The organism is Algoriphagus boritolerans DSM 17298 = JCM 18970, assembly GCF_900108085.1.
GTDB lineage: Bacteria > Bacteroidota > Bacteroidia > Cytophagales > Cyclobacteriaceae > Algoriphagus > Algoriphagus boritolerans.
The window spans coordinates 30,317-53,611 of record NZ_FNVR01000013.1 but is presented as its reverse complement, the minus strand read 5'-3'; the positions used below and the strand labels follow the sequence as shown (position 1 = coordinate 53,611).

Genomic DNA, 23,295 nt, shown 5'->3' with positions numbered 1-23,295 from the left:
AATTACATCAAAGCAGATCATTAAAATTTCAAGTCAGTAGTTTGATTGTGTTAGTACTCCAAAATACAATTATTCCTTCGCCATAGAAAAGGATTTACATGCTTTTTATTTTTAAGAAAATACAAGTGCTTAAAATCAGGTCAATAAAAAAGGAGACCCAAGTGGATCTCCTTTAATTTTTGATGGAATTTGGATTACATCATGCCACCCATTCCTCCGCCACCCATTGGAGGCATAGCTGGAGCATCTTCTTTTACGTCTGCCACTACGCATTCGGTAGTCAATAGCAATGCGGCGATAGATGCTGCATTTTCCAGTGCCAATCGAGTCACTTTAGTAGGATCGATGACACCTGCCTTAAACAGGTCTTCGTACACGTCTGTTCTTGCATTGTATCCAAAGTTTCCTTTGTTTTCTCTGATCTTGTTGACCACCACAGATGGTTCACCACCGGCGTTTGCTACGATTGTTCTCAATGGAGACTCGATTGCCAATCGGATGATGTTGATACCGGTTTCCTGATCTTCGTTGTCACCTTTGAGATTGATCAGTGCGTCACCAGCTCTTACCAGTGCAACACCGCCACCTACTACTACACCTTCCTGTACAGCAGCTCTGGTTGCATGCAATGCATCATCCACGCGGTCTTTCTTCTCTTTCATCTCTACTTCAGTAGCAGCACCGATGTAAAGAATAGCTACACCACCAGAAAGCTTAGCAAGTCTTTCCTGTAGCTTCTCTTTATCGTAGTCAGAAGTTGTCTTGTCGATCTGAGCTTTGATTTCAGCGATTCTGCCTTTGATTGCAGCCGGATCACCTGCACCGTTTACGATAGTGGTGTTGTCCTTATCGATATTGATTTTTTCAGCTCTTCCAAGCATTTCAGTTGTAGCATTCTCCAACTTGAAACCTCTTTCTTCGGAGATTACAGTTCCGCCGGTGAGGAAGGCGATATCTTCCAACATTGCTTTTCTTCTGTCACCAAAACCTGGGGCTTTGACAGCAGCTACTTTCAAAGCGCCTCTGATTTTGTTCACTACCAAAGTAGCCAAAGCTTCTCCGTCTACATCTTCAGATATGATAAGCAAAGGCTTACCCATCTGAGCTACAGGCTCAAGAACAGGAAGCAATTCCTTCATGGAAGAGATTTTCTTGTCGTAGATCAAAATGAATGGTTGATCCAGTTCTGCTTCCATCTTCTCTGTGTTGGTCACAAAGTATGGAGAAAGATAACCTCTGTCAAACTGCATACCTTCTACAGTTTTCACGTCGGTTTCAGTTCCTTTAGCTTCTTCCACAGTGATTACACCGTCTTTGCCTACTTTGTCCATTGCGTTAGAAATCATATTCCCGATTTCTTCGTCGTTGTTGGCAGATACGGTTGCTACCTGGGCGATTTCCTTTGAAGTGGAAATGGGCTTGGAGTTTTCCTTAAGTCTGGCTATTACGGCAGAAACCGCTTTGTCGATGCCTCTTTTGAGTTCCATCGGATTTGCACCTGCCGCCACGTTTTTGATACCTACGTTGAATATAGATTGAGCCAAAACAGTCGCTGTGGTAGTTCCGTCACCTGCATTGTCTGCAGTCTTGGAAGCCACTTCTTTTACGAGCTGAGCACCCATGTTTTCGATAGGCTCTGACAATTCGATTTCTTTTGCTACAGTTACACCGTCTTTGGTGATCATTGGAGCACCGAACTTTCTGTCAATGATTACATTTCGACCCTTTGGTCCCAAAGTTACTTTTACTGCGTCTGCCAATGCATCAACGCCTTTTTTCAGACGATCTCTCGCGTCTGTATCGAAAAACAATTGTTTTGCCATGATTTTTAGAATTTTTAGTTAATAATTCTGGTTGATTGATTAAAGGATAGCGAAAATGTCAGATTCTCTCATGATGAGGAAATCTTTGCCTTCCACGTTAAGTTCAGTGCCGGAATATTTTCCGTACAAAACGGTGTCTCCCACTTTTACAGTCAAGGGCTCATCTTTTTTTCCGTTGCCTACTGCGACTACAGTGCCTTTTTGTGGTTTTTCTTTGGCAGTGTCCGGGATATAAAGGCCCGAAGCAGTTTTCTCTTCAGCTGCAGCTGGTTGTACCAAAACTCGGTCTGCAAGAGGTTTGATGTTCACGTTTGACATAGTATTAAATTGTTTAAGGTAAGATTTTAGATTAAAATGCTATTGCATTAATAGCACTTCCTGTGCCAAGGGCTTTTGTGTCCAAAAGGCTGACAAATCGGCCGCAAAAGTCAGTATTTTGGGATACCTCTCCTCACTTTTTTGTCAAAAAAGTCTGTCAATTTTTCTTTCCTCTATGTAAAAAATGTCAGAATTCATTATTATTTTGTTACCAAACTATTAACACCTATGCGAACCTTACCTAAAAACTGGGTCACCGAAGGGTTGATCGATTTCGAATACAAAAAATATCAATTGCTTGCCTATCTGCAGGAAGCTGATCGGGAGTTTAAGGCCGTCAAGCTCTATCCCATGCTTTCGGATCTGATAGATCATCATCGCGTCTTGGATGAATTGAACTCCGGCAAAACCGAATTGAGTAAACTTTTTCCGAAAGCACTGAATGGAATTGATCTCAACACGGCACAGCTTTATTACCAACCCCAAGTCGAGGATGGAGAAGTAATGAAGGAAATCTCCCAAATCACCGACTTTGCGCTACCCCGCATTTCGAAGCAAATCGAGGAGGGAAAATCCATTTATAATTTCGTGGAAGAGCAAGTGGAATTTGAACCTGTCGGTATCGTGCCGATCTACAACAGAGAGGGGTTTGTGCTGATTACAAGAGAATCAAGTGCAGACGTTCATGCCTTTCGGTACAAGTCCAATATCCTTCAGTTGGCAGGGGAAAAATTCAGAAGTATTACCTTTTGGTTGTTGGGTATTTTTCAGAAAAACCTCGTCAACACGATGGAAAAGCTTAAAATGCAGCTAATTCGCGAAGTAAAAGAACTCCCAAATCCGGCGACATGGCGTGTCCATAGTCCGTATGTATTTCCGATCGAAGAGACCTTGATTCCATTGAGTAAGCGACTTTTGCTAAAGTCTGTCTCATAATAACTGCCTCTGTGATTGTCTTGTGACCACCATAAGAGTCCCTACTCCCTGAATTTCTGTTGGGAGTGACACTCAAAGGACGAATAAAAAAAAAGTCTGACCGCAAGATCAGACTTTTTTTTTTCTTAAAAACTAATGTTTAGTTTCCAGTGGTGTCGTTTTCTACAGGAGTGGTGTCACTTTCCACGGGAGTCTCCTCTGAGGGAGCAGTGATTTGTGGTTCACCAAATGCCGGGGCTACAACCTGCTGTTTTGCACTTTCGATGTTAGGAGATGAAAATTGGTTAGGCTGGCTGCTGGTGTAGAAAGCAGAAGAAGCCAAGGAAAGCACTAGGATAGAAACAGCAAGAACCCAAGTGGCTTTTTCCAATACATTACCAGTTTTGGTCACGCCCATAATCTGAGAAGCACTGCCTCCAAATGCTGCACCTGCACCGCCTTTTGAATTTTGACCAAGAATGACCAAGATCAACAAGACGGCAAGGATTAAGATGATGGTAATAAGTAAAGTAAACATATGTTTTTAATTATTCTTTCAGTTTTTCAATTAAGTCCGCAAAGTAAGTCCTTTTCTCCGGAAACTTCAAGGCAAGCTTCTCATATATTTCCTTTGCCATTGTTTTTTTGCCTTGTTGGATTAAAATCCTTGCAAAGGATTCGGAGAGCAAATTACTATTAAGTTTGGTACTGGATTCAGCCAGATTTTCTGTGTTTTGATTGGCTTCGATTTCTTTGATTGTTGCCAACTTGAATTCCTTTTTGCTGAAAGCTTTGATCATATCGATCTGTTCCTGCTTTTTGGAATCGACGATTTCCCGCTTTTCCTTTCGCTTGATCGTTTCGATGAGATCATCTTTGGGCGGCTTCCGTCTTTTGGCTGCAGGTTTTTCAGGTTTCGGTGGCTCTTCCGGGGTGACTTGCCCCTTCAATTGCATTCCTAGATTTTTCAGGGAGGCTGTCCGCGATGCAGGATTGTGTTCCTTTTCCGGATCCTCGGGAAGTAGGTCTTCTTTTGCCGGATCAGGTTTGAAACCTTCAGGGATTGGTTTCTCGATCAGTTTTTTCAGCCAGATCCGATCAGGACTGGTAACTGCTGCCTGAGCCAGGAAATGACTTTCGGTTCCTTCACTTTTCAAAAATTCATACCGTGCGGTCAGTACATGGGGTATCTGAAAGTAAGGGAAATTCTCCTGTACTTTTTTTAGCAGGAGAATATCAGACTTTTCCAGGTGATCGGCCTTTTGAATGAGTTCAAGAAATTGTGTTGCGTTCACTTTCCGGGTTTTGTATTCAAGTTAGTAAAATTACCAGTTGGCAACCGTCGCAGTGAAAATATCTTGGATGATTACTTCAAATATCTCCTCTACCAACTCATTTTCCACATCCAACAAGGTCACGGTTCTTGGATCATAATCTTTGAAAAAGGAGAAGTTCTGTTTTTTATTTTCCTCCTCATTGCTCAAGTTGATGTAATCTACAGCTACCGAAATAGTCAATCGCATCTGTCCGGCACGATCGGGTAGATTTGGATCGCCGCTGGACACTGCTGCTTGTGGGGTCAAAGAGTAAGTGCTGATGGCACCAGAAAACTGCAAATCACCGTTATTTCTCACCAATTCAAGCTGTGTATTTCGCTGGTAATACTCCTTGATTGCTTCTGTGAAGCGTTGCTCCATGTTGGCAGGGCCTCCGCCTGAGTCATTGAAGAAGTTTTCTACCGAAAAGGTCTTTACCAGTTCGTAATTGATGTTGGTTCCAGTAAAGCTGTACTTTACCGAGCAGGATTGAAATAAAAACAGGGTAAGGCCTGCCAAAAGGACGAAGAGCCTATACAATTTCATACTGTTTGATTTTACGGTAAAGAGTCCGTTCTGAGATTCCCAAATCACTCGCGGCGTATTTTCGCTTATTGTTGTGCTTTCTAAGTGCTTTAAGGATCATTTCTTTTTCTTTTTTCTCCAGCGAAAGTGAATTATCGTCTTCTTCATGAATGATGTCTTCGATAACGTCCTCTTCGTACTCCTCATTGTTCATCCCGGAATTTTTCTGGGAATCCAAGACCAAAGGAACCTTGTAAGACGAATTATTATCCACTGATTCGTTTTGGGTAAATCCTGAATCCAAATCCTCAAAAAGCCCCTGATGCTTCTGCATGATGTTGGAATTGATTCCCCCGTTTTGATAGGATTCCAAGACGAGTTTTTTCAGGTCGTTCATGTCCTTTTTCATGTCAAAAAGGACTTTGTACAGAATGTCGCGCTCAGAGAAGTCGGTGTATTCACCAAAGGTCGAGTGTCCCAAAGCCATGGGTAGTCGAGAGGGGTTCGCGGGAAGGTATTTGGACAGCGTCTGCGCATTGACCTCACGCGTTTCTTCAAGCAGGGAAATCTGATCCGCAATGTTCTTCAACTGTCTGATATTCCCGGGAAAAGGGTAGCGGAGCAGCAATGCCTGTGCTTCCGAATTAAGTGAAATTGGACGGACGTGATACTTCTCAGAGAAGTCGCCTGTGAATTTTCGAAATAAGAGTAAAACATCCTCCCCTCGATCACGCAAAGGCGGAACGTAAATCGGAACTGTATTTAATCGGTAATAGAGGTCTTCACGGAATTTGCCTTTCTCCACTGCTTTCAGCAAGTTTACATTCGTGGCAGCGATAACCCGGACATTGGTTTTGAGGACTTTGGACGAACCGACTTTGATGAACTCTCCATTTTCCAGGACACGAAGTAGCCTTGACTGAGTTCCTAGTGGCATCTCTCCGATTTCATCCAAAAAGATTGAACCCCCATCGGTAACCTCGAAATATCCTTTTCGAGACTCAAAAGCGCCGGTAAACGAACCTTTTTCATGACCAAAAAGCTCTGAATCTATTGTGCCCTCAGGAATTGCCCCACAGTTGATGGCGATGAATTTTCCGTGCTTTCTGAGGGAAAGGGAATGAATGATTTTCGAAAAGCTCTCTTTCCCGCTACCACTTTCTCCCGTGATTAATACGGTCATATCGGTAGGAGAGGCCTGCATGGCTACCTGGATCGCATGATTCAGCAGAGGGCTGTTGCCAATGATACCAAAGCGCTGCTTGACACTTTGAATTTCTGAAGGTGTGATCATGCAAATTTTGGTTTTACGGCGAAAAGATTACTTTGCTTTGCTCGCAATGACATTCGTGTGATCATGCCAAAACAGGATTTACTTCCAATACCTCACCGAATAGAGTAGCCTGAGAAACTTCCGTAATTCTCACCCGGACGTAATCGCCTTTTTTAACTTGATCTGCCGGAATAATTACGACTTTGTTGGCGGAATTTCGCCCCTTCAGTTGTTGATCGGATTTTTTGGAAAATCCCTCGATGAGGATCAATTGCTCCTGATGGAGATCCAGTTTATTTCGCTCAAATGATAGTTCTGATTGCTTGGAAATGATCTCGGCTAGCCTTCTTTTCTTGGTCTCCAATGGAATATCATCCGCATATTTCTTGGCAGCCAAAGTTCCCGGTCGCTCGGAATAGTAAAACATATAGGAGAAATCGTACTTTACGATGTCCATCAAAGAAAGGGTGTCCTGATGCTCTTCCTCAGTTTCGGTACAGAATCCAGCGATCATATCGGAAGAAATGCCACATTCTTCACCTAGGATTTCACGAATAGCCTGAACCCGGTTGAGATACCACTCCCGATCGTAAGTCCGGTTCATCAAGTCCAACACGCGACTATTTCCACTTTGCACAGGTAAGTGAATGTATTTACAGATGTTGTCGTATTTCTTGATGGTATGTAAGACCTCGTCTGTGATATCTTTGGGATGTGAGGTGGAAAATCGCACTCTAAGGTAAGGGCTGACCCGGGCCACCATTTCCAGCAGGTTTGCAAAATTGACTACCTGAGTTACTTCTTCCTCTTTTTTGTTAAGTCTTGCTTTGTTGTTTTCTTCCGGAGACCACTTGTAGCTGTCTACATTTTGACCTAAAAGTGTCACTTCCTTGTACCCATTTTCAAAAAGATCTTTTGCTTCTGCCACAATGGAATAGGGATCACGGCTTCGCTCTCTTCCACGGGTAAAGGGTACTACACAGAAGGAACACATGTTGTCACAACCTCGCATGATGGATATGAAGGCAGTGACACCATTTGAATTCAAACGTACCGGAGCGATGTCGGCGTAGGTTTCTTCTCGGGAAAGGAAGGTGTTGACGCCTTTTTCACCATCTTCAGCCGCTGAAATCAGGTTTGGCAAGTCCCGATAGGCATCCGGACCCACGACCACATCCACGATTTTTTCCTCGGTTAACAGATTTTCTTTCAAGCGCTCAGCCATACAACCCAAGACTCCAATGGTCAGCTCAGGCTTGTTTTTCTTGGCCTTTTGGAATTGGCTAAGTCGCTTCCTGACCGTAAGTTCGGCTTTTTCACGGATTGAGCAGGTATTCAAAAAGATTACATCTGCCTGCTCAAAATCAGAAGTGGTATCAAACCCATTCTCCTTCATGATTGAAGCTACGATCTCTGAATCAGAGAAATTCATCTGACAGCCGTAGCTCTCAATGTAGAGTTTTTTGGTTTTACCGGTATTTTCGTCTGCTGTGGTTTTGAAGTCGCAGGCTTGCGCTTCCTCAACAGAAATAATGTCAATATCTTTAATCAGATCCATGAACTGGAATTTTTGTCAACTGGTCTAGAATCGGTGTTTGCAGCATATCAAACCCAAAAGGATTCAATGAAGTTGCGAAATTACGAAAATGCGGACAAAATGGCAGTTTGGTTAAGTAATTTTATCAACTTAGAAAGGTTTTAACAAAAAAACTTCCAGCATCATTAATTTGATTCACCACCTAGGAGGAACATAGTATCACCTAGGTTTTGAACACCCTAAGCATTTTCTCTATGTTTTACCAGGTGACTAGGTGGTTTTAAAAAGAGAAAACACAAAGGATCAAAGTCCACAAAGATCATGGACTTGAATCCAATAAACTTTGTTTCTATGTGACTTTGTGGTTTGAAAAGAATTATCCCCTCAAGTTGGTGGAATAGATAGAAAAGTTTTTTCTAAAAACCCAAGCCGAACTTTCATCAAAGGATTCTAACCCTGACTAAATTTTTCAAAAGGAATCTTCAATTGCTCCCCGAAATGAACCTGCTCCTCGGTAATGTTTAAGTTGGAAATGCCTAAGCCTAAAAGTCGGACGGGCTGCTCTATTTCTTCCTGATGAAGTAGCTCCAGTGCGATTTTCCAGAATGTTTCTTCATCCGGATATTGTTCCAAAGTGCGGCTGCGAGTCTGAAGCGTAAAATCCGAATGCTTGATTTTCAGGGTGATCGTACGTCCTTTTATTCCGTTTCGCTCGATGCGTTTGATCACTTCCTCGAAAACAGGACGAAGGTTTTCTTTTAATTCCTGAGGTGTTATCAGATCCTTTTCAAAGGTGTTTTCTGCACTCAATGACTTCCTGACCCGATGTGGCTGAACTTCCGAAAGATGGATTCCCCGGACAATGTTGTAGTAATGAAGACCAGACTTACCAAACTTTTTGGTCAAAAACTGAAGCGAATATTCCTTGAGGTCTTTGCCATTGTGAATGCCGAGACTTTGCATTTTCTCGGCCGTCACCTTCCCTATTCCGAAGAATTTACCGATCGGAAGTTTTTCCAAGAAAGCTTCGGCTTCCTCCGGCAAAATTACCGCCTGACCGTTGGGTTTATTGAGATCAGAGGAAATTTTTGCCAGAAACTTATTGTAGCTGACTCCGGCGGAGGCATTGAGGCCGGTTCTTTCCTTGATTTTTGCCCGGATTTGCTTTGCAATAAGAATTGCTGACTTTAGCCCGACTTTGTTTTCAGTCACATCCAAAAAGGCTTCATCCAGCGAAAGCGGTTCCACCAAATCGGTGTATTCATGGAAAATCTCCCGAATTTGATTCGAAATCTCCTTGTACCGATCAAATCGAGGTCTTGCGAAAATCAGCTGAGGGCACTTTTTCGCCGCTAAGGCTGAAGACATCGCTGAGAATATCCCAAACTTCCGGGCTTCGTAACTCGCTGCGGCCACCACACCTCGGGCTTCATTTCCTCCTACGACCAGGGGTTTGCCTCGCCACTCGGGATGATCCAGCTGCTCCACAGAGGCATAAAAGGCATCCATGTCCACATGGATAATCTTGCGAATCGGAGGGGGGATTTCTTGGTTAGTTTCCACGAAGCAACTCAAAAAGGGCCTGGGCTTTCAGCTCGCACTCATCATACTCCTGTTCTGCCGAGGCATCAATGGTGATGGCACTTCCCACTCCAAAATAGAGCTTTTTTACTTCCAAATCAGCAATGATAGATCGAATTACGACTGAAAAATCAAAGTCTTCATTTTCATCTATCCATCCAAATGCTCCTGAAAACCAGCCCCGCCTGAAACATTCTTCCCGCTCAATGATCTTCATCGTGCTGATCTTTGGGGCACCGGTCATGCTTCCCATTGGAAAAGTTGCCCGGATTATATTTTCAAAAGTCACCACATCCTTGATTTCAGAACTCACTGTGCTGATCATCTGCAATACCCGTGGAAAGGGATAAATTCCAAATAGTTCTTCTACCCGGACTGAACCCGTTTTCGAAACTCTGGCAAGGTCATTCCGCATCAGATCGGTGATCATCAGATTCTCGGCCCGCTCTTTTTCGCTGGAAATCAATTTTTCCCGATTTTCGGCATCTTCCTCAGGATTTAACCCTCTTTTTATAGTGCCTTTGATAGGTTGAGCAATGAGTTTTGAACCGGTTTTTTTTAAAAATCGCTCCGGGGAAGCGGACAGAAGCCATTGATTTTTTGCTTTGAATAATGCGGCAAAAGGCATTTTGGAAAGTTCGTTCAATCTGAAAAACGCAGCGATTGGGGCCCAAGATGCAAAAGAACCGGAAAATGCCTGACAGAAATTCGTTTCGTAAGTATTGCCTTCCAAAATCTCATTTTGGATGTTGAGGACGCTCCGGAGATATTCATCTCGTGTCACCTGAGGAGAAACTTGGCAGGATAGGGATGGATTAGCCGGAAGGATTTGGGCTTCTATTTCGTTCAAATAAGCTTTGGGAATTTCGCTTGACGAATAAATGCCTTTTGCATCCAGCTTGAATATTAATTCCGGCTCAAAAAAGCAAAGCTCGGGCAGGGGGAAAAATTCTAGGTTGTCACTGTTTAATTTTTCAATTCGATTCTTGTAATCATATCCAATGACTCCGACTTTTAATTTGACGGTTTGCCAAATTTCACTTTCGGACAATTCTTTATTTCCTGCAAAAAAAAATGAATCAAAAGGCTGAGAAGGATACACGTGATTATTTCCCGATGTGAAAGCGAAAAACCGGAAATTTTTATCGGCCCAAAGGCATAATTTTTCTTCCCATCGGGAGGAGTACAGCGAATAGAAAAAAGGATAGGATTTCATTTTGGTACAAAAAAAAGAGGAATCCCGAAGAATCCCTCTTTTTTGACATTGGGTAGTTGGTATTTATTGAGCAGTTACATCCAATACCAGGGAGACTGTATTGTAGATAAACTGATCTTTTGCTTTGTCAACTGCTGTGGCTTCGTCACCGTAAGCAAGACCCCAGGCAGTTCTGTCGATGTTAAATCCTGCTTTGGCCTTTACTGTGCCATCGGCAATGGTAACTGCAGCAGGAAACTTAATGTTTTTGGTGGTTCCTCTCATCGTCAAATTTCCGCTGATCCAGTGTGTTGGTGATTCAGGAGATAGTGAACTAGCTGAATTTGGAGTGTTTTCGGAAATGAATTCTTCTTTGTCCTCCACTTTGTCACCTGCAGTGAACGGTTCCACCCCTGTGATTTCGAAGGTAGCGGTAGGATAATTTGCCGCATCAAAGAAGTCCGCTGATTGTAAATGGCTAAAAAGTTTGCCATGGTTTTCCGTTCCAGCTTCCATGTCTTCGATGGTCAACCCGGTGATGTCGAAAGTGAAGGTTCCACCTTTGATAGTTCCGTCAGCTACGACCAGCTCACCTGTAGTTGCGGGGATTTTACCGAAATGCTGACCGGTTGGCTTGTAGCCTCTCCATGCGATAACTGTTTCGTCGGTTTTCAAGGCCAAAGTTTGTCCCGTAGCTTCAGCTACTTCCTGCGCTTCTGTAGTCTCTACAGTTTCACTCGGTGCACCACATGCAAATGCTAGCATAGATGCTGCTACGAATAGTCCGATTTGTTTGGTTAATTTCATTGTGCTTTTTTTGGATTGGTTTTCAAAATTTGTATGTATATACACGCAAACCAATGCCCTTCAAAAAAGTTCACGAACTTGAAAAAAAAATTAAAATCCTGTAAGCAATTAGTTTTACCGGAGCTAAAGCAAATCAAAAATGGCATTAATCATGGAAGTCCGGGGCAAAAGCCCCGTTTTAGGGGAGAATTGTTGGCTTGCACCGAATTCAACCATTGTGGGAGATGTGGTGATGGGCAAAAACTGCACAGTTTGGTTTAATGCAGTAATCCGAGGCGATGTGCACGAAATCCGAATTGGGGATGATACGAATATTCAGGATGGTGCTGTCATCCACTGTACTTTTCAGACATCGCCGACTCATATTGGCAATCAGGTATCCATCGCCCACAATGCCTGTGTACACGGCTGCACGATTCATGATCGGGTCTTGATCGGGATGGGTGCAATAGTGATGGATGGGGCAGTTGTGCATTCGGGCGCAGTGATTGCGGCTGGGGCAGTAGTTTTGGCAAATACGGTGGTGGAGGCCAACTCCATCTATGCAGGAGTCCCTGCAAAAAAGATGAAGCCAACTGGATCTGAGATGGAAGCGGTAATACTAAGAACTGCCAAAAACTACCCGATGTATTCGGAATGGTTTAAAAATGAGGCCTCAGGATTTAAGCTTTAGGAACTTGGTTATATTTTGCGAGATTATGGAAATTGCTCATGTTGAGCATGAAATGGGTAAAAAACAAAAAAAATAGTTTGCAATTCTTTTAGTTTTTCCTCTACTTATCTGGCGTAACCCAGCTCATTCATCCTATCATGAATTCCTTTCTTCTATTTGTAAGCAAGTGGAGGATACTTCTCTTGCTGTTTCTGTTATTCCTGATGACTAATTTCCTAATGAGTGCATTCATGCCAAAGGAACATGCCCTCGATTTGAAGTTTGGATACTCAGTGGAGGAGGCTTACGAAGCTTTAGGTCGATTAGATGCCGATGAAAGGGAAGGCTATCACTTTGGTATTCTGACATTGGATATGCCTTATCTCGTGATCTACTTTTTACTATTTTCAGGGATTTTAGTTAAGATCTGGAAGAAAAAGCAGGTGGTTTTTATTCCATTCCTGATCATGGTATTCGATTTTTTAGAAAATATTTCGGTATTGAGCATGCTTAGGTTATTTCCTGAACGAAATGAACCTGTGGCAGTTTTTGCATCGATTTTTACCACAAGCAAATGGGTAATGATCGGAATTTTGGCTGTATTCATTATTCTGGGGTTGATTTTGCACTTTTTCAAGCGATCCAAGGCTGAATCAGTTTCAGCGGAACAGAAAAATTAACCGTTCCTTCACATCTGCTTATTCGGTGACTTTTTTTTTTTTCAATGAATTTTGACTAGTATTTGGTAATACTTAGGCAACCCGTGTAGCTGCTCAAAATTTATTTCAGTTGAGATACTTACGGCCTTTTTGAAAAAATAAATTGTAATCTAATGAAGGAGGAATATTTCAAATGGTATTCGCCTCATCTCCATCGGGATGTCGAAATGTTGGTATTTGGTCATGCGGGGTTTCCTGTGATTCTTTTTCCTACTTCAAAAGGATCATTTCATGAAAATAGGGACATGGGGCTGATTGGTTCAGCGCATTGGTTTATTGAGCAAGGGCTAATTCAGATCTTTTGTCCTGAGAGCAATGATGCACAGAGTTTTTATCACAAAGGAATTCATCCCCATCAGCGGATTCAAAATCACGTGGCTTATGATAAAATGATTTGCCATGAAGTGGTAGAGCGCATTCGCCTGAATACTCCCGTTTCCAAAGTCGCAATGGCTGGCTGTAGTTTTGGCGGATATCATGCTGCCAATTTTGCTTTTAGGCATCCGGGCTATGTCAGTCATATGTTCAGTATGAGTGGAGCTTTTGATATTCGAAGCTTCATGGATGGCTATCAGCACGATGATATTTTCTTCAACAGCCCGCTGGAATATCTCCCCGGTTTACAGGACTATGAACTTTGGAACATGAAAATTGTGCTCGGAACTTCCAATTGGGATATTTGCTATGATGCGAATATCAAGCTTCATGATGTCCTTGAAAAGCGGGGTGTGCCCCATTGGTTTGACGTTCGCCATGAAAAGAAGCACGATTGGCCGATTTGGAAAGAAATGTTCCCACACTATTTATCTACCATCCAATTCAATTAATACATCAATTTTAGCCTACATAATTATGAAAAAAATCGGGATACTTTTCGGCATGGAGGACACGTTTCCTCATGCTTTTATAGAGCGGGTAAATCAACTAGCTCCTAAGGGGATTACAGCTGAAATCGTTCAGATCGACAAGGTCATTCAAAATCACCTGACGGAATACGCGGTGATTATTGACCGGATTTCTCAGGATGTACCCTTTTATAGAGCGTATTTGAAAAATGCTGCCCTGACGGGGACTGCGGTCATCAACAATCCATTTTGGTGGAGTGCGGATGACAAGTTTTTTAATAATTGTCTGGCTGATCAGCTTGGGGTTCCTCTGCCCAAAACGGTGATTTTACCTTCTGCCAAGCATCCTGATGATACTACAGCCAAGTCATTCCGAAATCTGGTCGCTCCTTTGGATTGGGAGGGTATCTTCAATTACACGGGTTTTCCAGCCTACATGAAACCCTATGCAGGCGGAGGTTGGAAGCATGTCTATAGGCTGGAAAATAAGGAGGAGTTTTTCCAAAAACATCCTGAGACGGGTCAACTGGTGATGCTGCTTCAGGAGGAAATCCTTTTTGACGAATATTTCAGAGTGTACTGCCTGGGAGGCAAGGCTGTAAGAATCATGGAATATGAACCCCGAAATCCGCATCACTTGCGCTATGTGGTCGATAAAGCCCCCGCTTCCAAAAAGCTACTCAATACCGTGAAAGATTACACCATCAAGCTTTGCACGGGATTGGGCTATGATTTCAATACGGTTGAATTTGCGGTGCGGGATGGGATTCCGTACGCCATTGATTTTGGCAATCCGGCCCCGGATGCGGACATCAATTCGGTAGGTCAGGCAAACTTTGACTGGGTGGTAGAGGAAGCTGCAAAAATGGCGATAGCTTATGCCAAAGCCCAAAAAACCGGGAAGATGAACCTGACTTGGGGAACATTTATGAAAAATTCGGTCGAAATGGCTAAACGTTTTTAAGAACAAGATTATGGCAAATGTTTCGAAAAAACTCCCGCAATTCACCTTGGGAGTGGAAGAAGAATACATGATTATTGATCCGGTCACGCGGGATCTTCGCTCTCACATGTCTAAGATAGTGGAGGGAGGGAAAATTACGCTAAAGGAACAGGTCAAGGCCGAAATGCACCAATCCGTGGTGGAGGTAGGGACAAATATTTGCCAAAATGTAGCCGAGGCTAGAAAGGAGGTAGCTTTCCTCCGGAATAAAATCTTCGAGCTCGCTTCCGTGCAAGGCTTGGTGGTGGGGGCTTCCAGTACCCATCCTTTTTCCAAATGGCAGGATCAGGAAATCACCGATGACCCGCGCTATCATGACATCGTCAATGAATTGAAAGACATTGCCCGATCCAATCTGATTTTTGGACTGCATGTCCATGTGGGGATTGAAAACAGGGAAACAGCACTTCAGCTTATGAATCAGGCCTGTTATTTCTTACCGCACATTTATGCGTTGACGACCAACTCTCCATTTTGGGAAGGAAGGAATACGGGATTCAAAGCATTTCGGGCTAAAGTTTTTGCCAAATTCCCCAGAACGGGCCTCCCGGAGTATTTTGACTCGGTGCAGTCGTATGATAATTTTTTGGAGATTTTGGTTAAAACAAATTGTATCGATAATCCGAAGAAAATCTGGTGGGATCTGCGCATGCATCCTTTTTTCAGCACCATCGAGTTTCGGATTTGCGATATGTGTCTCACCGTAGATGAGACCATTTGCATCGTAGCTTTGATTCAGGCCGTGGTAGCCAAATTGTATAAGTTATTACTCAGTAATACCAGCTTTAATATCTACCGGATCGCTTTGATCCGGGAGAATAAATTCCGTGCGGCCCGAAATGGTGTCGATGGACTTTTGATTGATTTTGGAAGGAAAATAGAAGTCCCGACCAAGGAATTGATCATGGAGCTTTTGGATTTTGTGGAGGATGTGGTCGATGAGTTAGGCAGTAGAGAGGAGATCAACTATGTTCACAAAATATTAGAACGGGGTACCGGTGCCGATCAGCAGCTAGATGTATATGAAAAAACAGGCAGTCTGGAGGCGGTAGTGGATTTTATTACAAGCAAGTTTACAGAGGGGATTTGAGTGATTGATTACCTTTGTTCCAACGAAAAGCAAAAGTTCCGTGGGAAAGAAAAAAGTAAATCTGGCTATTTTGGATATGTATGATGGCGAGCCCAATCAGGGAATGCGGTGCATCCATGACATCCTTTCCAGATTTTCTGAAGAAATTAGTTATCGTGAATTTGATGTAAGGGGAAAAGCAGAAATTCCTGACATCCGAAATTTCGACTTGTTCATCTCTACGGGTGGGCCTGGAAATCCATGCGAGGGAGACGGCAACTGGGATTTGATGTATAATGATTTTTTGGACCAAGTCTGGATTTGGAATATGAACCATGCCCAGAAAAAGCAACTGCTGTTGATCTGTCATTCATTTCAGATGGCATGTAAGCATTTTGGTCTGGGTAAAATCACCAAGCGAAAATCCACGTCATTTGGTGTGATGACTGTCCATAAAACAGCAGAAGGACTTCAGGATCCCCTTTTTATAAATCTTGAAAATCCATTTTGGGCGGTGGACTCCAGAGACTATCAGGTGGTACAGCCCGACAAAAGAAAATTCAAGGCTTTGGGGGCTAAAATCATTGCCTTGGAGAAAATCCGAAATCATGTGGAATATGAGCGGGCGATTATGGGTATTAGGTTTTCTGATGAGATCGTGGGGACGCAGTTTCACCCGGAGGCAGATGCTGTGAGTTTTCTGGAGCATCTGAAAAAGCCCATGGTGCGGGAAAAAATAATCGAACTCAAAGGCAAAGCAAAGTTTAGAACCATGCTCGAAGATTTGGTCGATGAAAATAAAATTTATAAAACAAACGAAACGCTGGTTCCTAACTTTCTGGAGCAGTCCATTCGAAAACTAAAAATGCTTAATATGCCTTCTTTGACTTGATTTTTCATGATTGAATCCTTCAGAACCCGATTTAATGCCGAATTTTCACCTGAAAAGTATCAGGCCTTTCTGGCCGATATTGCCTCGGATTTTGAGTATGCACCCACATTCAGAATTGCAGAAACTCCATTTTTTATTCCTAAAAACCTTAGTAAGCAAATCCTGGAAGCGAGTCAAAGGGTAATTGACTTTATCAAACGACCTGACTTCAAGGACTTGACCCGGCGATCCATTGAGTTGAATACCGCTGTGCCAAATGAAGATGCACATACACAGTTTTTGGCCATTGATTTTGGAGTTTGCCAGGAGCATGGAAAAATTGTCCCCAAACTGATCGAAGTTCAGGGATTTCCCTCCATTTTCAATTTCCAGTTTAATCTTTATCGCAAGATTTTAACCTATTATCCATTTTTAAATGAACTTTCGCCCTATCCGGATGGAGTGGATGAATCGGTTTACCTGAGAATGTTGACTGAGGTTATTTTGGGGAGATACGATCCTCTGGAAGTGGTTTTATTGGAGATCGAACCCGAAAAGCAAAACACCAAAATTGACTTTTACTATGCCAATAGGGATCTTGGAATTCCAATTGTTTGTGTGACAGAAGTGATCAAGGAAGGGAAGCAGTTGTTTTATACAAATTCAGCCGGAGAAAAGAAACGAATCAGAAGGATCTACAATCGGGTGATTTTTGATGAACTTGATTTGAGAAAGGACCTTAACCTTGATTTCAGCTTTGAAGAAGAGTTGGATGTGGAGTGGGCCGGTCACCCGAATTGGTACACGCGGATCTCAAAATTCATACTTCCCTACCTCCATGGCCCATATTTTATTGAGACCAAGTTGCTGAGTGAACTGGAATCGATTCCCGAAGACCTGGAAAATTACGTGTTGAAACCCCTTTTTTCATTTTCCGGTGCAGGGGTGATTTTTCATGTCAAAAGAGAAGATGTGGAGGCCATTACCGAGAAGGATCTCTATATTTTGCAAAAAAAAGTTCACTATGCTCCCGTTGTAAAATCGCCTGATGGCCAGGTGAAAGTCGAGGTGCGGGTGCTTTGTCTTTGGCCCGAAAAGGATGAAAATCCCACCATCGTAGGAAATCTCGTCAGACTCAGCCGAGGTGAGATGATCGGCGTCAAATTCAATAAAGATAAAGATTGGGTAGGGGGGACGATTGGACTGTTTGAAAAGTAAAAAATGGCATGTCAGTCCGAGCACCTTACAGACGTGAGTCTGGAAGTTTGAGGACCTTTCGACTCCGCTAAAGGTGACAATATCCCTGCTTTTACATTAAACCACAGTCATTTCCATTTTGTATGTTCGCAGGATATTTAAGACTCAGGATGACTAAATTTATTGCCCCCAGCTTCCTGGATCTTTTCTCCATTCTGACAGTGAATCCAGCATTTCTGAACTGATGTAGTTGCGCTTGACTGCAATTGGCAACAGCGCATCATAGTGACTCAGGCAGACCAATTTGATTCCCGCATTTTTAAAGTTCTGTGCGGCTACCTCAAAACCATAACTAAATATAGCAACCATACCGAGGACTTCGAAACCTGCATTTTTTAAGTCTTCTGCTGCTTTCAGCGAGCTTCCACCCGTTGAGACTAAGTCTTCGACCACCACTACTTTTTGTCCGGGAGTGACTTTGCCCTCGATCATGTTTTCCATGCCATGACCTTTTGGCTTGGATCGTACATAGATGAATGGAAGTCCGAGGTCATTGGCGATCAGTGCTCCTTGCGGAATACCGGCAGTAGCCACGCCGGCTATGGCTTCTACATTCTGAAAAAAATGGGTAACGCTTTCCACGAGCTTATTTTTGATCATATTTCTCACTTCCGGAAAAGAGAGTGAGAGTCTGTTGTCACAATAAATCGGGGATTTCCAGCCTGATGCCCATGTAAAAGGCTTATCCGGTTGTAGGCGAATGGCCTGAATTTCGAGGAGTTTGTCTGCAACTTCGGCTGCGATGCTTTGATCTAGAATTTCCATGTAGTCAAAATTAATGGAATCATTTGCCTTTAAATTGTACTGCCTGATTTTTTTATGCATTTTTGACCATATCCCTTTTTTAGCAACTTTTACCTATGAAAATCTTTGTCAATGACAAGCCGGTTGAACTGATCAGTTACGAGGAACTCGATCCGGCAAAATCCTACGATTTTATTTATTCAAATCTGGAGGAGATTCCGGCCGATATGGATTGGGAGGAGGATATTCTGTTTCATGAGCCAAACCATGACACCATCATTCGCCTCCTGTACTTGCTACGGACCCGGAAAATGAAAAAGCTTGACTCGATCACCCTGGTGACTAAAGACAAAAAAGCGATGAAGGCTTTTATCAAAAGTCGCTTCATGATCATAAAAGCGGCAGGTGGGATTGTCTCAAAAAAGAATAAGATTCTGATGATTTTCAGATTGGGAAAGTGGGATTTTCCAAAAGGGAAGCTTGATAAAGGAGAAACTCCCACAGAATGCGCCAAAAGAGAAGTCGAAGAGGAAACGAATGTCAAAGTAAAACTCGGACCGCATATCTGTAATACCTGGCATACCTATACCCAAAACAGGAAAAGTATTTTGAAGAAAACCTATTGGTATGCGATGGAATCACTCAATGACACCGGGATGAAACCCCAGGAGGAGGAGGGGATAAAAGAAATTTTGTGGCTGTCCGAGGCTGATTCAAAGACTGCCTTGATAAATTCCTATCCGTCTATGCGATACCTGTTTAAGCAGTATCTCAAAAACCACATTAAAATCTAGCTTAAAATCTTTTTTTAGATTGGGAAAGGGAGAAACTCCCGCACATCGCCACCGTATCGGTGAACTTCACGGATTACAGTAGAACTTACAGCCGCAAATTGAGGTGAAGTGATCAAAAAGACCGTCTCCAGCTCAGTATTGAGGTAGCGGTTCATTTGGCTGATGGTGTTTTCGTATTCAAAATCCGTTGTGTTTCTTAAACCGCGGATTAAAAACCTGGCTTCGTATTTTTTTGCAAGGGTGGAGGTTAACTCATTGTATACGATTACTTTGACACGATCATTGCCCTGATAGACTCCCTTGATTTTGGTCACCATCTGGTCGATTTCAAAATACCGATTTTGCTTGGTGGAATTGTACCCTATGCCGATAATCACTTCGTCAAAAAGATTAAGACTCCGCAAAACAATGTCATGGTGCCCCATCGTAAATGGATCAAATGAACCCGGAAAAACAGCAATCTTTTTCATAATTAATCGTATTGCCAGAAGGTTTCAAATACATTTTCAGACTTCAGATGCTTGAATCCATGTGAGTAATTTTGATTGGCATGTGGTGTTTCCAGTCTGAAGTTTTGGAAATAATCACTTCCCCAATCCACAGTGATCCCGCTTTCTTCAGTACCTCCATAGATGCTCACCTTGACGTGATTTCGTTCAAATTTCAACTGATTCATGGCGATCAGAATATACTTGAGAATATCCGCCTTTGTGCCTATTTCAAACATATTGAACAGACTGAGCTCCTGATCGGTAAATGCTGCGATGTAAATATGAGAACCAAAATAATTCACCAGGATTTCCTGCCCGATTAGATTGAACCGCTCTTTGAATAAATAGGACAGAAACGAACAACTGCCATGATGGAGTGTGACTTCCGAATATCTGGCATCCAGATTTTTTTTGAGTCTGTGGGGGATATAGCTGACTACTTGTAAGTTAGTGCTGTCCAGTGGCGAAGCAAAAAACTCCGGCTCGGCAGGTAATTCCTGAGCGAATTGCAGGTATTCGTTTTCCTTTCCTGATTGATAAAGAACTCCGGGAACTAAACTAAACGCCGTCTGATGGAAGTAAACCTTGACGGGAACATCTTGCCTCAACAATTGATCCGTACTGAAGAGGCCTTCCAGCCGATCAATGGTGAAATCAAAGTAATAGTGTACACAGATATTTGCCAGATTTTGATCCTTGGCAAAAATAAATAACGATTGGGGGTAAAGAAAAAGTGATAAGCTCGCTGTGTCTACCACATCAAACTTATCACTTTTGTACACCTTTAGGTTGTTTTCCAAAATCCAAAGGAATTATTTCCAGTTACCTTCGGTAGATGCGTCAGTCCTTGAACCTACTCTCAATGCCTTTTCATTGTTATTTGCCCTGCGCTCAGGATTGACCGGCGAAGGATCTCGGATTTCAAATACGTTGACCATGTAGCCCCCTGTTTTTTCCACTTTGTCTGCGAAAAACTCAAATTGCTTACCACCGGTACCTGGTACTATGGGCAATAGGTCAATATTGAAGTCAGGGAATTTTCTTTCGTTAAATAAGGAATCCATAACCGAAACAGACCCTAGCGTGTCATAAGTAATGGTAGTTTCTTCAGCTCCATAATCCAAAAGTTTGGTAGTCTCAGTACGCTGAACGAGCCAGATGGTTCCGTTTTCGATAAACATCTTCAGTGAATCCCAAGAGCTTGCATATTTGCCGTTTGCGGCTTGGTAGGCCAGTTGAGCTTCGCGAAGCATTTCCAGCTTTTCAATAGTCGCAGCTTCCAGCAAAGCAATTCTTTTTTCTTCTTCCACTACGTCATTTACCCCTTTCCAGAGTAGGTAACCAAGTCCTATGGCAATAACGAAGAAAACAACTGAGAGAATTTTTGTAAGATTCATTTGGATTGAGATTTAGAAATCTGATTAAGGTTGAGGTTTTTAAAACGTGCTATTTTATGGAAATATTTTCAAAATTAAAATATCCTTTCCACAATCCCAGCTCAGATAGAGATTTAATTCCCCAAAAGACCTGATGAAGGGAGATACTCGGAATGGAATTAATTTCTTCCAGTGATTTCCATGCAATTTCGAGCAAGATTTGGTTGGTGCCTGTAAGCTCGGGGTCTTTTCCCAATTTTACATTGCCGTTTATCCTTTTTACTTCAAAAAAATGCTCCATGGCGTGTAATGGAGGCTTTAAGTATTCGTGGACAAATAAATACTTTCCCACTTCTATTTCCAGCGAAGTTTCCTCCAGGTATTCCCGTTTCAGGTTGTCCTTGGCGGTGCTGCCGTAGTTCATTCCTCCGCCGGGTACAGACCAGAGGATTCTGCCATTTCCCATTTGGTGTTTGACCATCAGGAGTTTATTGTCCTCTATCAGGATTCCATTCACCCGGGTGCGGAGTTGGTTTCCAAATTTTGCTTCGATTTCCTTGCTGATTTCGTCTTTTGACATTTACATTCGTGAGTATGGGTAAAGATAATCAGGCTGAAATTAAGCCTTCGGTACTACTCGGTAAATATTTTCCTTTTACCCCAACTTTTGGGCAGGCTGAATTTTTTAAGCGGATGGATTTTTTTCTACTGAAAAAAGCTGAGGAGAAGCCTGTCTTTGTATTGAAAGGATATGCCGGTACAGGAAAAACCTCCCTCACTTCCGCCTTGGTGAAGGTTCTCCCCCAAGTGGACATGCGATCACTTCTGCTGGCTCCGACGGGTCGTGCAGCTAAAGTGATGAGTAATTACTCAGGAAGAGGAGCCTATACCATTCATAAAATCATCTATAAGCCAAAGGGCGACCCCGGCACGATGGGGGGAGGATTTATTCTTCAAAAGAACTATTTCAAAGACACGGTTTTCATCGTGGATGAATCTTCGATGCTGGCTGATGACGGAGGCACCTCAGGTAACCTGCTTTGGGACTTGGTTCAGTATGTGTTTTCGGGAAAGGATAACCGGCTGTTGCTGATTGGAGATACGGCTCAGCTACCTCCTGTAGGAAGTGAGTACAGTCCAGCTCTCGATGCGGGATATTTGTTGCGAACCTACAGATTGGAAGCTGATCAGATTGAGCTGTCTGAGGTAATGCGTCAGCGTCTGGAGTCCGGAATCCTCTTCAATGCCACGGCACTGAGAGATCAGCTTTTGCAGCAGGAGCCGAAAGTGAAAATCCAGACGAGTGCTTTTCGGGACATTTTTAAAATGACCTCCGAGAGACTGGAGGATGGGCTTCGCTACGCGTATAATAAATACGGTACGGAAAACACGACCATTGTCACTCGTTCCAACAAAGCCGCTGTTCAGTTCAATCTGTACATCCGAAGCGTCATTCATTTTTTTGAGGAAGAGATCAATAGTGGGGATTTGTTGATGATCGTCAAAAACAACTATACCTACATGGCGGAATCGGAAAAGGTCAATTTTCTGGCCAATGGCGATATGGTAGAAGTGATGAAGATTCGAAATTTCGAAGAAATGTACGGCTTGAGGTTTGCGACCTTGGAGCTCAGGTTGTTGGATTATCCCGAAGAGCCCTTTTTCGAGGCCAAGGTCATTTTGGATACCCTTTATTCCTCAAGTCCATCGCTCACGAGAGAACAATACCGAAGCCTATATGACTTGGTTTCTCAGGATTATGCTGATGTGGCAAACAAGACTGAGCGGATGGAATTGATCCGGAAAGATCCCTACTTGAATGCCTTGCAGATCAAGTTTGCCTATGCGTTGACTTGCCATAAGGCTCAGGGAGGACAATGGAAGGCAGTATTCGTGGATCAGGGCTATCTGAAAGACGAACAGGTAGACCGTGATTTTGTCAGATGGCTGTACACAGCGATCACCCGTGCAACGGAGGAACTTTATCTGGTGAACTTTTCTCCCGGTTTTTTTATGAAAGTACCGGATCAGCCGATGGATTAGTTTTTTTCAAAGTTCACAATTATTAACAGCTATGAACTTTCAAATTGGCATGTTATTTTCACTTTTGGAATCAAATAGCATGATGTCATGTTCTTTTGATATGTGTTGAAAAATCGAAACCTTTACAGATAAATTCAAATA

The 23,295-nt window shown here is 42.8% G+C and carries 25 protein-coding genes; 10 read left to right on the top strand and 15 right to left on the bottom strand.

Translation table 11 applies throughout. From position 1 onward, the window contains the following. Positions 1 to 194: 194 nt before the first annotated feature. Positions 195 to 1,823, bottom strand: coding sequence for a chaperonin GroEL (gene groL, locus C4S61_RS12485; protein ID WP_103925137.1), 1,629 nt, complete (start codon positions 1,821 to 1,823; stop codon positions 195 to 197). Between the two features lie 39 nt (positions 1,824 to 1,862). Continuing rightward, on the bottom strand, positions 1,863 to 2,141 hold the full coding sequence (locus C4S61_RS12480; RefSeq protein WP_103925136.1) for a co-chaperone GroES: 279 nt from the start codon (positions 2,139 to 2,141) through the stop codon (positions 1,863 to 1,865). A gap of 228 nt (positions 2,142 to 2,369) precedes the next feature. On the opposite strand from C4S61_RS12480, the gene C4S61_RS12475 reads away from it, so the two are divergent. After that, positions 2,370 to 3,077, top strand: a complete 708-nt coding sequence (locus C4S61_RS12475) for a hypothetical protein (protein WP_103925135.1) — start codon at positions 2,370 to 2,372, stop codon at positions 3,075 to 3,077. Between the two features lie 139 nt (positions 3,078 to 3,216). Here the strand turns inward: C4S61_RS12475 and secG are convergent, their stop codons facing one another. The 8 genes from secG to C4S61_RS12435 form a co-directional block, all read right to left on the bottom strand. Continuing rightward, the gene (gene secG / locus C4S61_RS12470) at positions 3,217 to 3,594 is read right to left on the bottom strand and encodes a preprotein translocase subunit SecG (protein WP_103925134.1); all 378 of its coding nucleotides are present in this window, start codon (positions 3,592 to 3,594) and stop codon (positions 3,217 to 3,219) included. A gap of 10 nt (positions 3,595 to 3,604) precedes the next feature. After that, on the bottom strand, positions 3,605 to 4,351 hold the full coding sequence (locus C4S61_RS12465) for a hypothetical protein (protein WP_103925133.1): 747 nt from the start codon (positions 4,349 to 4,351) through the stop codon (positions 3,605 to 3,607). 30 nt (positions 4,352 to 4,381) lie between these two features. Continuing rightward, a complete protein-coding gene (lptE, locus tag C4S61_RS12460; protein ID WP_103925132.1) occupies positions 4,382 to 4,918 on the bottom strand; it encodes an LPS assembly lipoprotein LptE in 537 nt (178 codons plus the stop codon). Next, a complete protein-coding gene (locus tag C4S61_RS12455; RefSeq protein ID WP_103925131.1) occupies positions 4,905 to 6,191 on the bottom strand; it encodes a sigma-54 interaction domain-containing protein in 1,287 nt (428 codons plus the stop codon). The genes lptE and C4S61_RS12455 overlap by 14 nt, the downstream gene beginning before the upstream one ends. Before the next feature lie 61 nt (positions 6,192 to 6,252). Next, positions 6,253 to 7,728, bottom strand: a complete 1,476-nt coding sequence (miaB, locus tag C4S61_RS12450; protein ID WP_103925130.1) for a tRNA (N6-isopentenyl adenosine(37)-C2)-methylthiotransferase MiaB — start codon at positions 7,726 to 7,728, stop codon at positions 6,253 to 6,255. Between the two features lie 429 nt (positions 7,729 to 8,157). After that, positions 8,158 to 9,270 carry a DNA polymerase IV gene (gene dinB / locus C4S61_RS12445; RefSeq protein ID WP_262495019.1) on the bottom strand — a complete coding sequence of 371 codons (1,113 nt, stop codon included), beginning with the start codon at positions 9,268 to 9,270 and terminating at the stop codon, positions 8,158 to 8,160. After that, positions 9,260 to 10,504, bottom strand: a complete 1,245-nt coding sequence (locus tag C4S61_RS12440; RefSeq protein WP_103925129.1) for an anthranilate synthase component I family protein — start codon at positions 10,502 to 10,504, stop codon at positions 9,260 to 9,262. Before C4S61_RS12440 ends, dinB begins: the two co-directional genes overlap by 11 nt. Positions 10,505 to 10,567: 63 nt before the next feature. Continuing rightward, positions 10,568 to 11,290, bottom strand: coding sequence for a YceI family protein (locus C4S61_RS12435; protein ID WP_103925128.1), 723 nt, complete (start codon positions 11,288 to 11,290; stop codon positions 10,568 to 10,570). A gap of 139 nt (positions 11,291 to 11,429) precedes the next feature. Between C4S61_RS12435 and C4S61_RS12430 the strand changes: the two genes are divergently transcribed. The 7 genes from C4S61_RS12430 to C4S61_RS12400 all read left to right on the top strand — a co-directional run bounded on the left by C4S61_RS12430 (position 11,430) and on the right by C4S61_RS12400 (position 17,667). Next, positions 11,430 to 11,963 (top strand): gamma carbonic anhydrase family protein, encoded by a 534-nt coding sequence (locus C4S61_RS12430; RefSeq protein ID WP_103925127.1) that lies wholly within the window; start codon positions 11,430 to 11,432, stop codon positions 11,961 to 11,963. Positions 11,964 to 12,100: 137 nt separating this feature from the next. Next, positions 12,101 to 12,622, top strand: coding sequence for a hypothetical protein (locus tag C4S61_RS12425; protein ID WP_146064390.1), 522 nt, complete (start codon positions 12,101 to 12,103; stop codon positions 12,620 to 12,622). 152 nt (positions 12,623 to 12,774) lie between these two features. Next, the gene (locus C4S61_RS12420; protein ID WP_103925125.1) at positions 12,775 to 13,488 is read left to right on the top strand and encodes an esterase family protein; all 714 of its coding nucleotides are present in this window, start codon (positions 12,775 to 12,777) and stop codon (positions 13,486 to 13,488) included. A 25-nt stretch (positions 13,489 to 13,513) separates the two neighbouring features. Next, on the top strand, positions 13,514 to 14,470 hold the full coding sequence (locus tag C4S61_RS12415) for an ATP-grasp domain-containing protein (protein WP_103925124.1): 957 nt from the start codon (positions 13,514 to 13,516) through the stop codon (positions 14,468 to 14,470). Positions 14,471 to 14,480: 10 nt separating this feature from the next. After that, complete coding sequence (locus tag C4S61_RS12410; protein ID WP_103925123.1) at positions 14,481 to 15,599, top strand: carboxylate-amine ligase; 1,119 nt, start codon at positions 14,481 to 14,483, stop codon at positions 15,597 to 15,599. A 40-nt stretch (positions 15,600 to 15,639) separates the two neighbouring features. Further along, a complete protein-coding gene (locus tag C4S61_RS12405) occupies positions 15,640 to 16,470 on the top strand; it encodes a type 1 glutamine amidotransferase (protein WP_317046052.1) in 831 nt (276 codons plus the stop codon). A gap of 6 nt (positions 16,471 to 16,476) precedes the next feature. Continuing rightward, positions 16,477 to 17,667: a hypothetical protein gene (locus C4S61_RS12400; RefSeq protein WP_103925122.1), complete on the top strand. Its 1,191-nt coding sequence runs from the start codon at positions 16,477 to 16,479 to the stop codon at positions 17,665 to 17,667. 159 nt (positions 17,668 to 17,826) lie between these two features. Here the strand turns inward: C4S61_RS12400 and pyrE are convergent, their stop codons facing one another. Next, a complete protein-coding gene (gene pyrE, locus C4S61_RS12395; protein ID WP_103925180.1) occupies positions 17,827 to 18,471 on the bottom strand; it encodes an orotate phosphoribosyltransferase in 645 nt (214 codons plus the stop codon). Between the two features lie 95 nt (positions 18,472 to 18,566). Between pyrE and C4S61_RS12390 the strand changes: the two genes are divergently transcribed. Then, positions 18,567 to 19,244 carry an NUDIX hydrolase gene (locus tag C4S61_RS12390; protein ID WP_103925121.1) on the top strand — a complete coding sequence of 226 codons (678 nt, stop codon included), beginning with the start codon at positions 18,567 to 18,569 and terminating at the stop codon, positions 19,242 to 19,244. 14 nt (positions 19,245 to 19,258) lie between these two features. Here C4S61_RS12390 and coaD read toward each other — a convergent pair whose 3' ends face one another. From coaD to C4S61_RS12370, 4 genes are read right to left on the bottom strand one after another with little or no spacing between them, the layout of a single operon-like run. Beyond that, positions 19,259 to 19,714: a pantetheine-phosphate adenylyltransferase gene (coaD, locus tag C4S61_RS12385; RefSeq protein ID WP_103925120.1), complete on the bottom strand. Its 456-nt coding sequence runs from the start codon at positions 19,712 to 19,714 to the stop codon at positions 19,259 to 19,261. Positions 19,715 to 19,716: 2 nt separating this feature from the next. Next, complete coding sequence (locus C4S61_RS12380; RefSeq protein ID WP_160111239.1) at positions 19,717 to 20,535, bottom strand: DUF3822 family protein; 819 nt, start codon at positions 20,533 to 20,535, stop codon at positions 19,717 to 19,719. A gap of 12 nt (positions 20,536 to 20,547) precedes the next feature. After that, positions 20,548 to 21,132, bottom strand: a complete 585-nt coding sequence (locus C4S61_RS12375) for a hypothetical protein (protein ID WP_103925118.1) — start codon at positions 21,130 to 21,132, stop codon at positions 20,548 to 20,550. A 49-nt stretch (positions 21,133 to 21,181) separates the two neighbouring features. After that, positions 21,182 to 21,691: an NUDIX domain-containing protein gene (locus C4S61_RS12370; RefSeq protein ID WP_103925117.1), complete on the bottom strand. Its 510-nt coding sequence runs from the start codon at positions 21,689 to 21,691 to the stop codon at positions 21,182 to 21,184. 14 nt (positions 21,692 to 21,705) lie between these two features. Between C4S61_RS12370 and C4S61_RS12365 the strand changes: the two genes are divergently transcribed. Next, positions 21,706 to 23,154: an ATP-dependent DNA helicase gene (locus tag C4S61_RS12365; protein ID WP_103925179.1), complete on the top strand. Its 1,449-nt coding sequence runs from the start codon at positions 21,706 to 21,708 to the stop codon at positions 23,152 to 23,154. Positions 23,155 to 23,295: the final 141 nt, after the last annotated feature.

Coding starts and splice junctions, on each gene's coding strand:
- groL (WP_103925137.1), bottom strand. CDS start 1,823: ATGGCAAAACAATTGTTTTTCGATACAGACGCGAGAGATCGTCTGAAA.
- C4S61_RS12480 (WP_103925136.1), bottom strand. CDS start 2,141: ATGTCAAACGTGAACATCAAACCTCTTGCAGACCGAGTTTTGGTACAA.
- C4S61_RS12475 (WP_103925135.1), top strand. CDS start 2,370: ATGCGAACCTTACCTAAAAACTGGGTCACCGAAGGGTTGATCGATTTC.
- secG (WP_103925134.1), bottom strand. CDS start 3,594: ATGTTTACTTTACTTATTACCATCATCTTAATCCTTGCCGTCTTGTTG.
- lptE (WP_103925132.1), bottom strand. CDS start 4,918: ATGAAATTGTATAGGCTCTTCGTCCTTTTGGCAGGCCTTACCCTGTTT.
- C4S61_RS12455 (WP_103925131.1), bottom strand. CDS start 6,191: ATGATCACACCTTCAGAAATTCAAAGTGTCAAGCAGCGCTTTGGTATC.
- miaB (WP_103925130.1), bottom strand. CDS start 7,728: ATGGATCTGATTAAAGATATTGACATTATTTCTGTTGAGGAAGCGCAA.
- C4S61_RS12440 (WP_103925129.1), bottom strand. CDS start 10,504: ATGAAATCCTATCCTTTTTTCTATTCGCTGTACTCCTCCCGATGGGAA.
- C4S61_RS12435 (WP_103925128.1), bottom strand. CDS start 11,290: ATGAAATTAACCAAACAAATCGGACTATTCGTAGCAGCATCTATGCTA.
- C4S61_RS12430 (WP_103925127.1), top strand. CDS start 11,430: ATGGCATTAATCATGGAAGTCCGGGGCAAAAGCCCCGTTTTAGGGGAG.
- C4S61_RS12425 (WP_146064390.1), top strand. CDS start 12,101: ATGAATTCCTTTCTTCTATTTGTAAGCAAGTGGAGGATACTTCTCTTG.
- C4S61_RS12420 (WP_103925125.1), top strand. CDS start 12,775: ATGAAGGAGGAATATTTCAAATGGTATTCGCCTCATCTCCATCGGGAT.
- C4S61_RS12415 (WP_103925124.1), top strand. CDS start 13,514: ATGAAAAAAATCGGGATACTTTTCGGCATGGAGGACACGTTTCCTCAT.
- C4S61_RS12410 (WP_103925123.1), top strand. CDS start 14,481: ATGGCAAATGTTTCGAAAAAACTCCCGCAATTCACCTTGGGAGTGGAA.
- C4S61_RS12400 (WP_103925122.1), top strand. CDS start 16,477: ATGATTGAATCCTTCAGAACCCGATTTAATGCCGAATTTTCACCTGAA.
- pyrE (WP_103925180.1), bottom strand. CDS start 18,471: ATGGAAATTCTAGATCAAAGCATCGCAGCCGAAGTTGCAGACAAACTC.
- C4S61_RS12390 (WP_103925121.1), top strand. CDS start 18,567: ATGAAAATCTTTGTCAATGACAAGCCGGTTGAACTGATCAGTTACGAG.
- coaD (WP_103925120.1), bottom strand. CDS start 19,714: ATGAAAAAGATTGCTGTTTTTCCGGGTTCATTTGATCCATTTACGATG.
- C4S61_RS12375 (WP_103925118.1), bottom strand. CDS start 21,132: ATGAATCTTACAAAAATTCTCTCAGTTGTTTTCTTCGTTATTGCCATA.
- C4S61_RS12370 (WP_103925117.1), bottom strand. CDS start 21,691: ATGTCAAAAGACGAAATCAGCAAGGAAATCGAAGCAAAATTTGGAAAC.
- C4S61_RS12365 (WP_103925179.1), top strand. CDS start 21,706: ATGGGTAAAGATAATCAGGCTGAAATTAAGCCTTCGGTACTACTCGGT.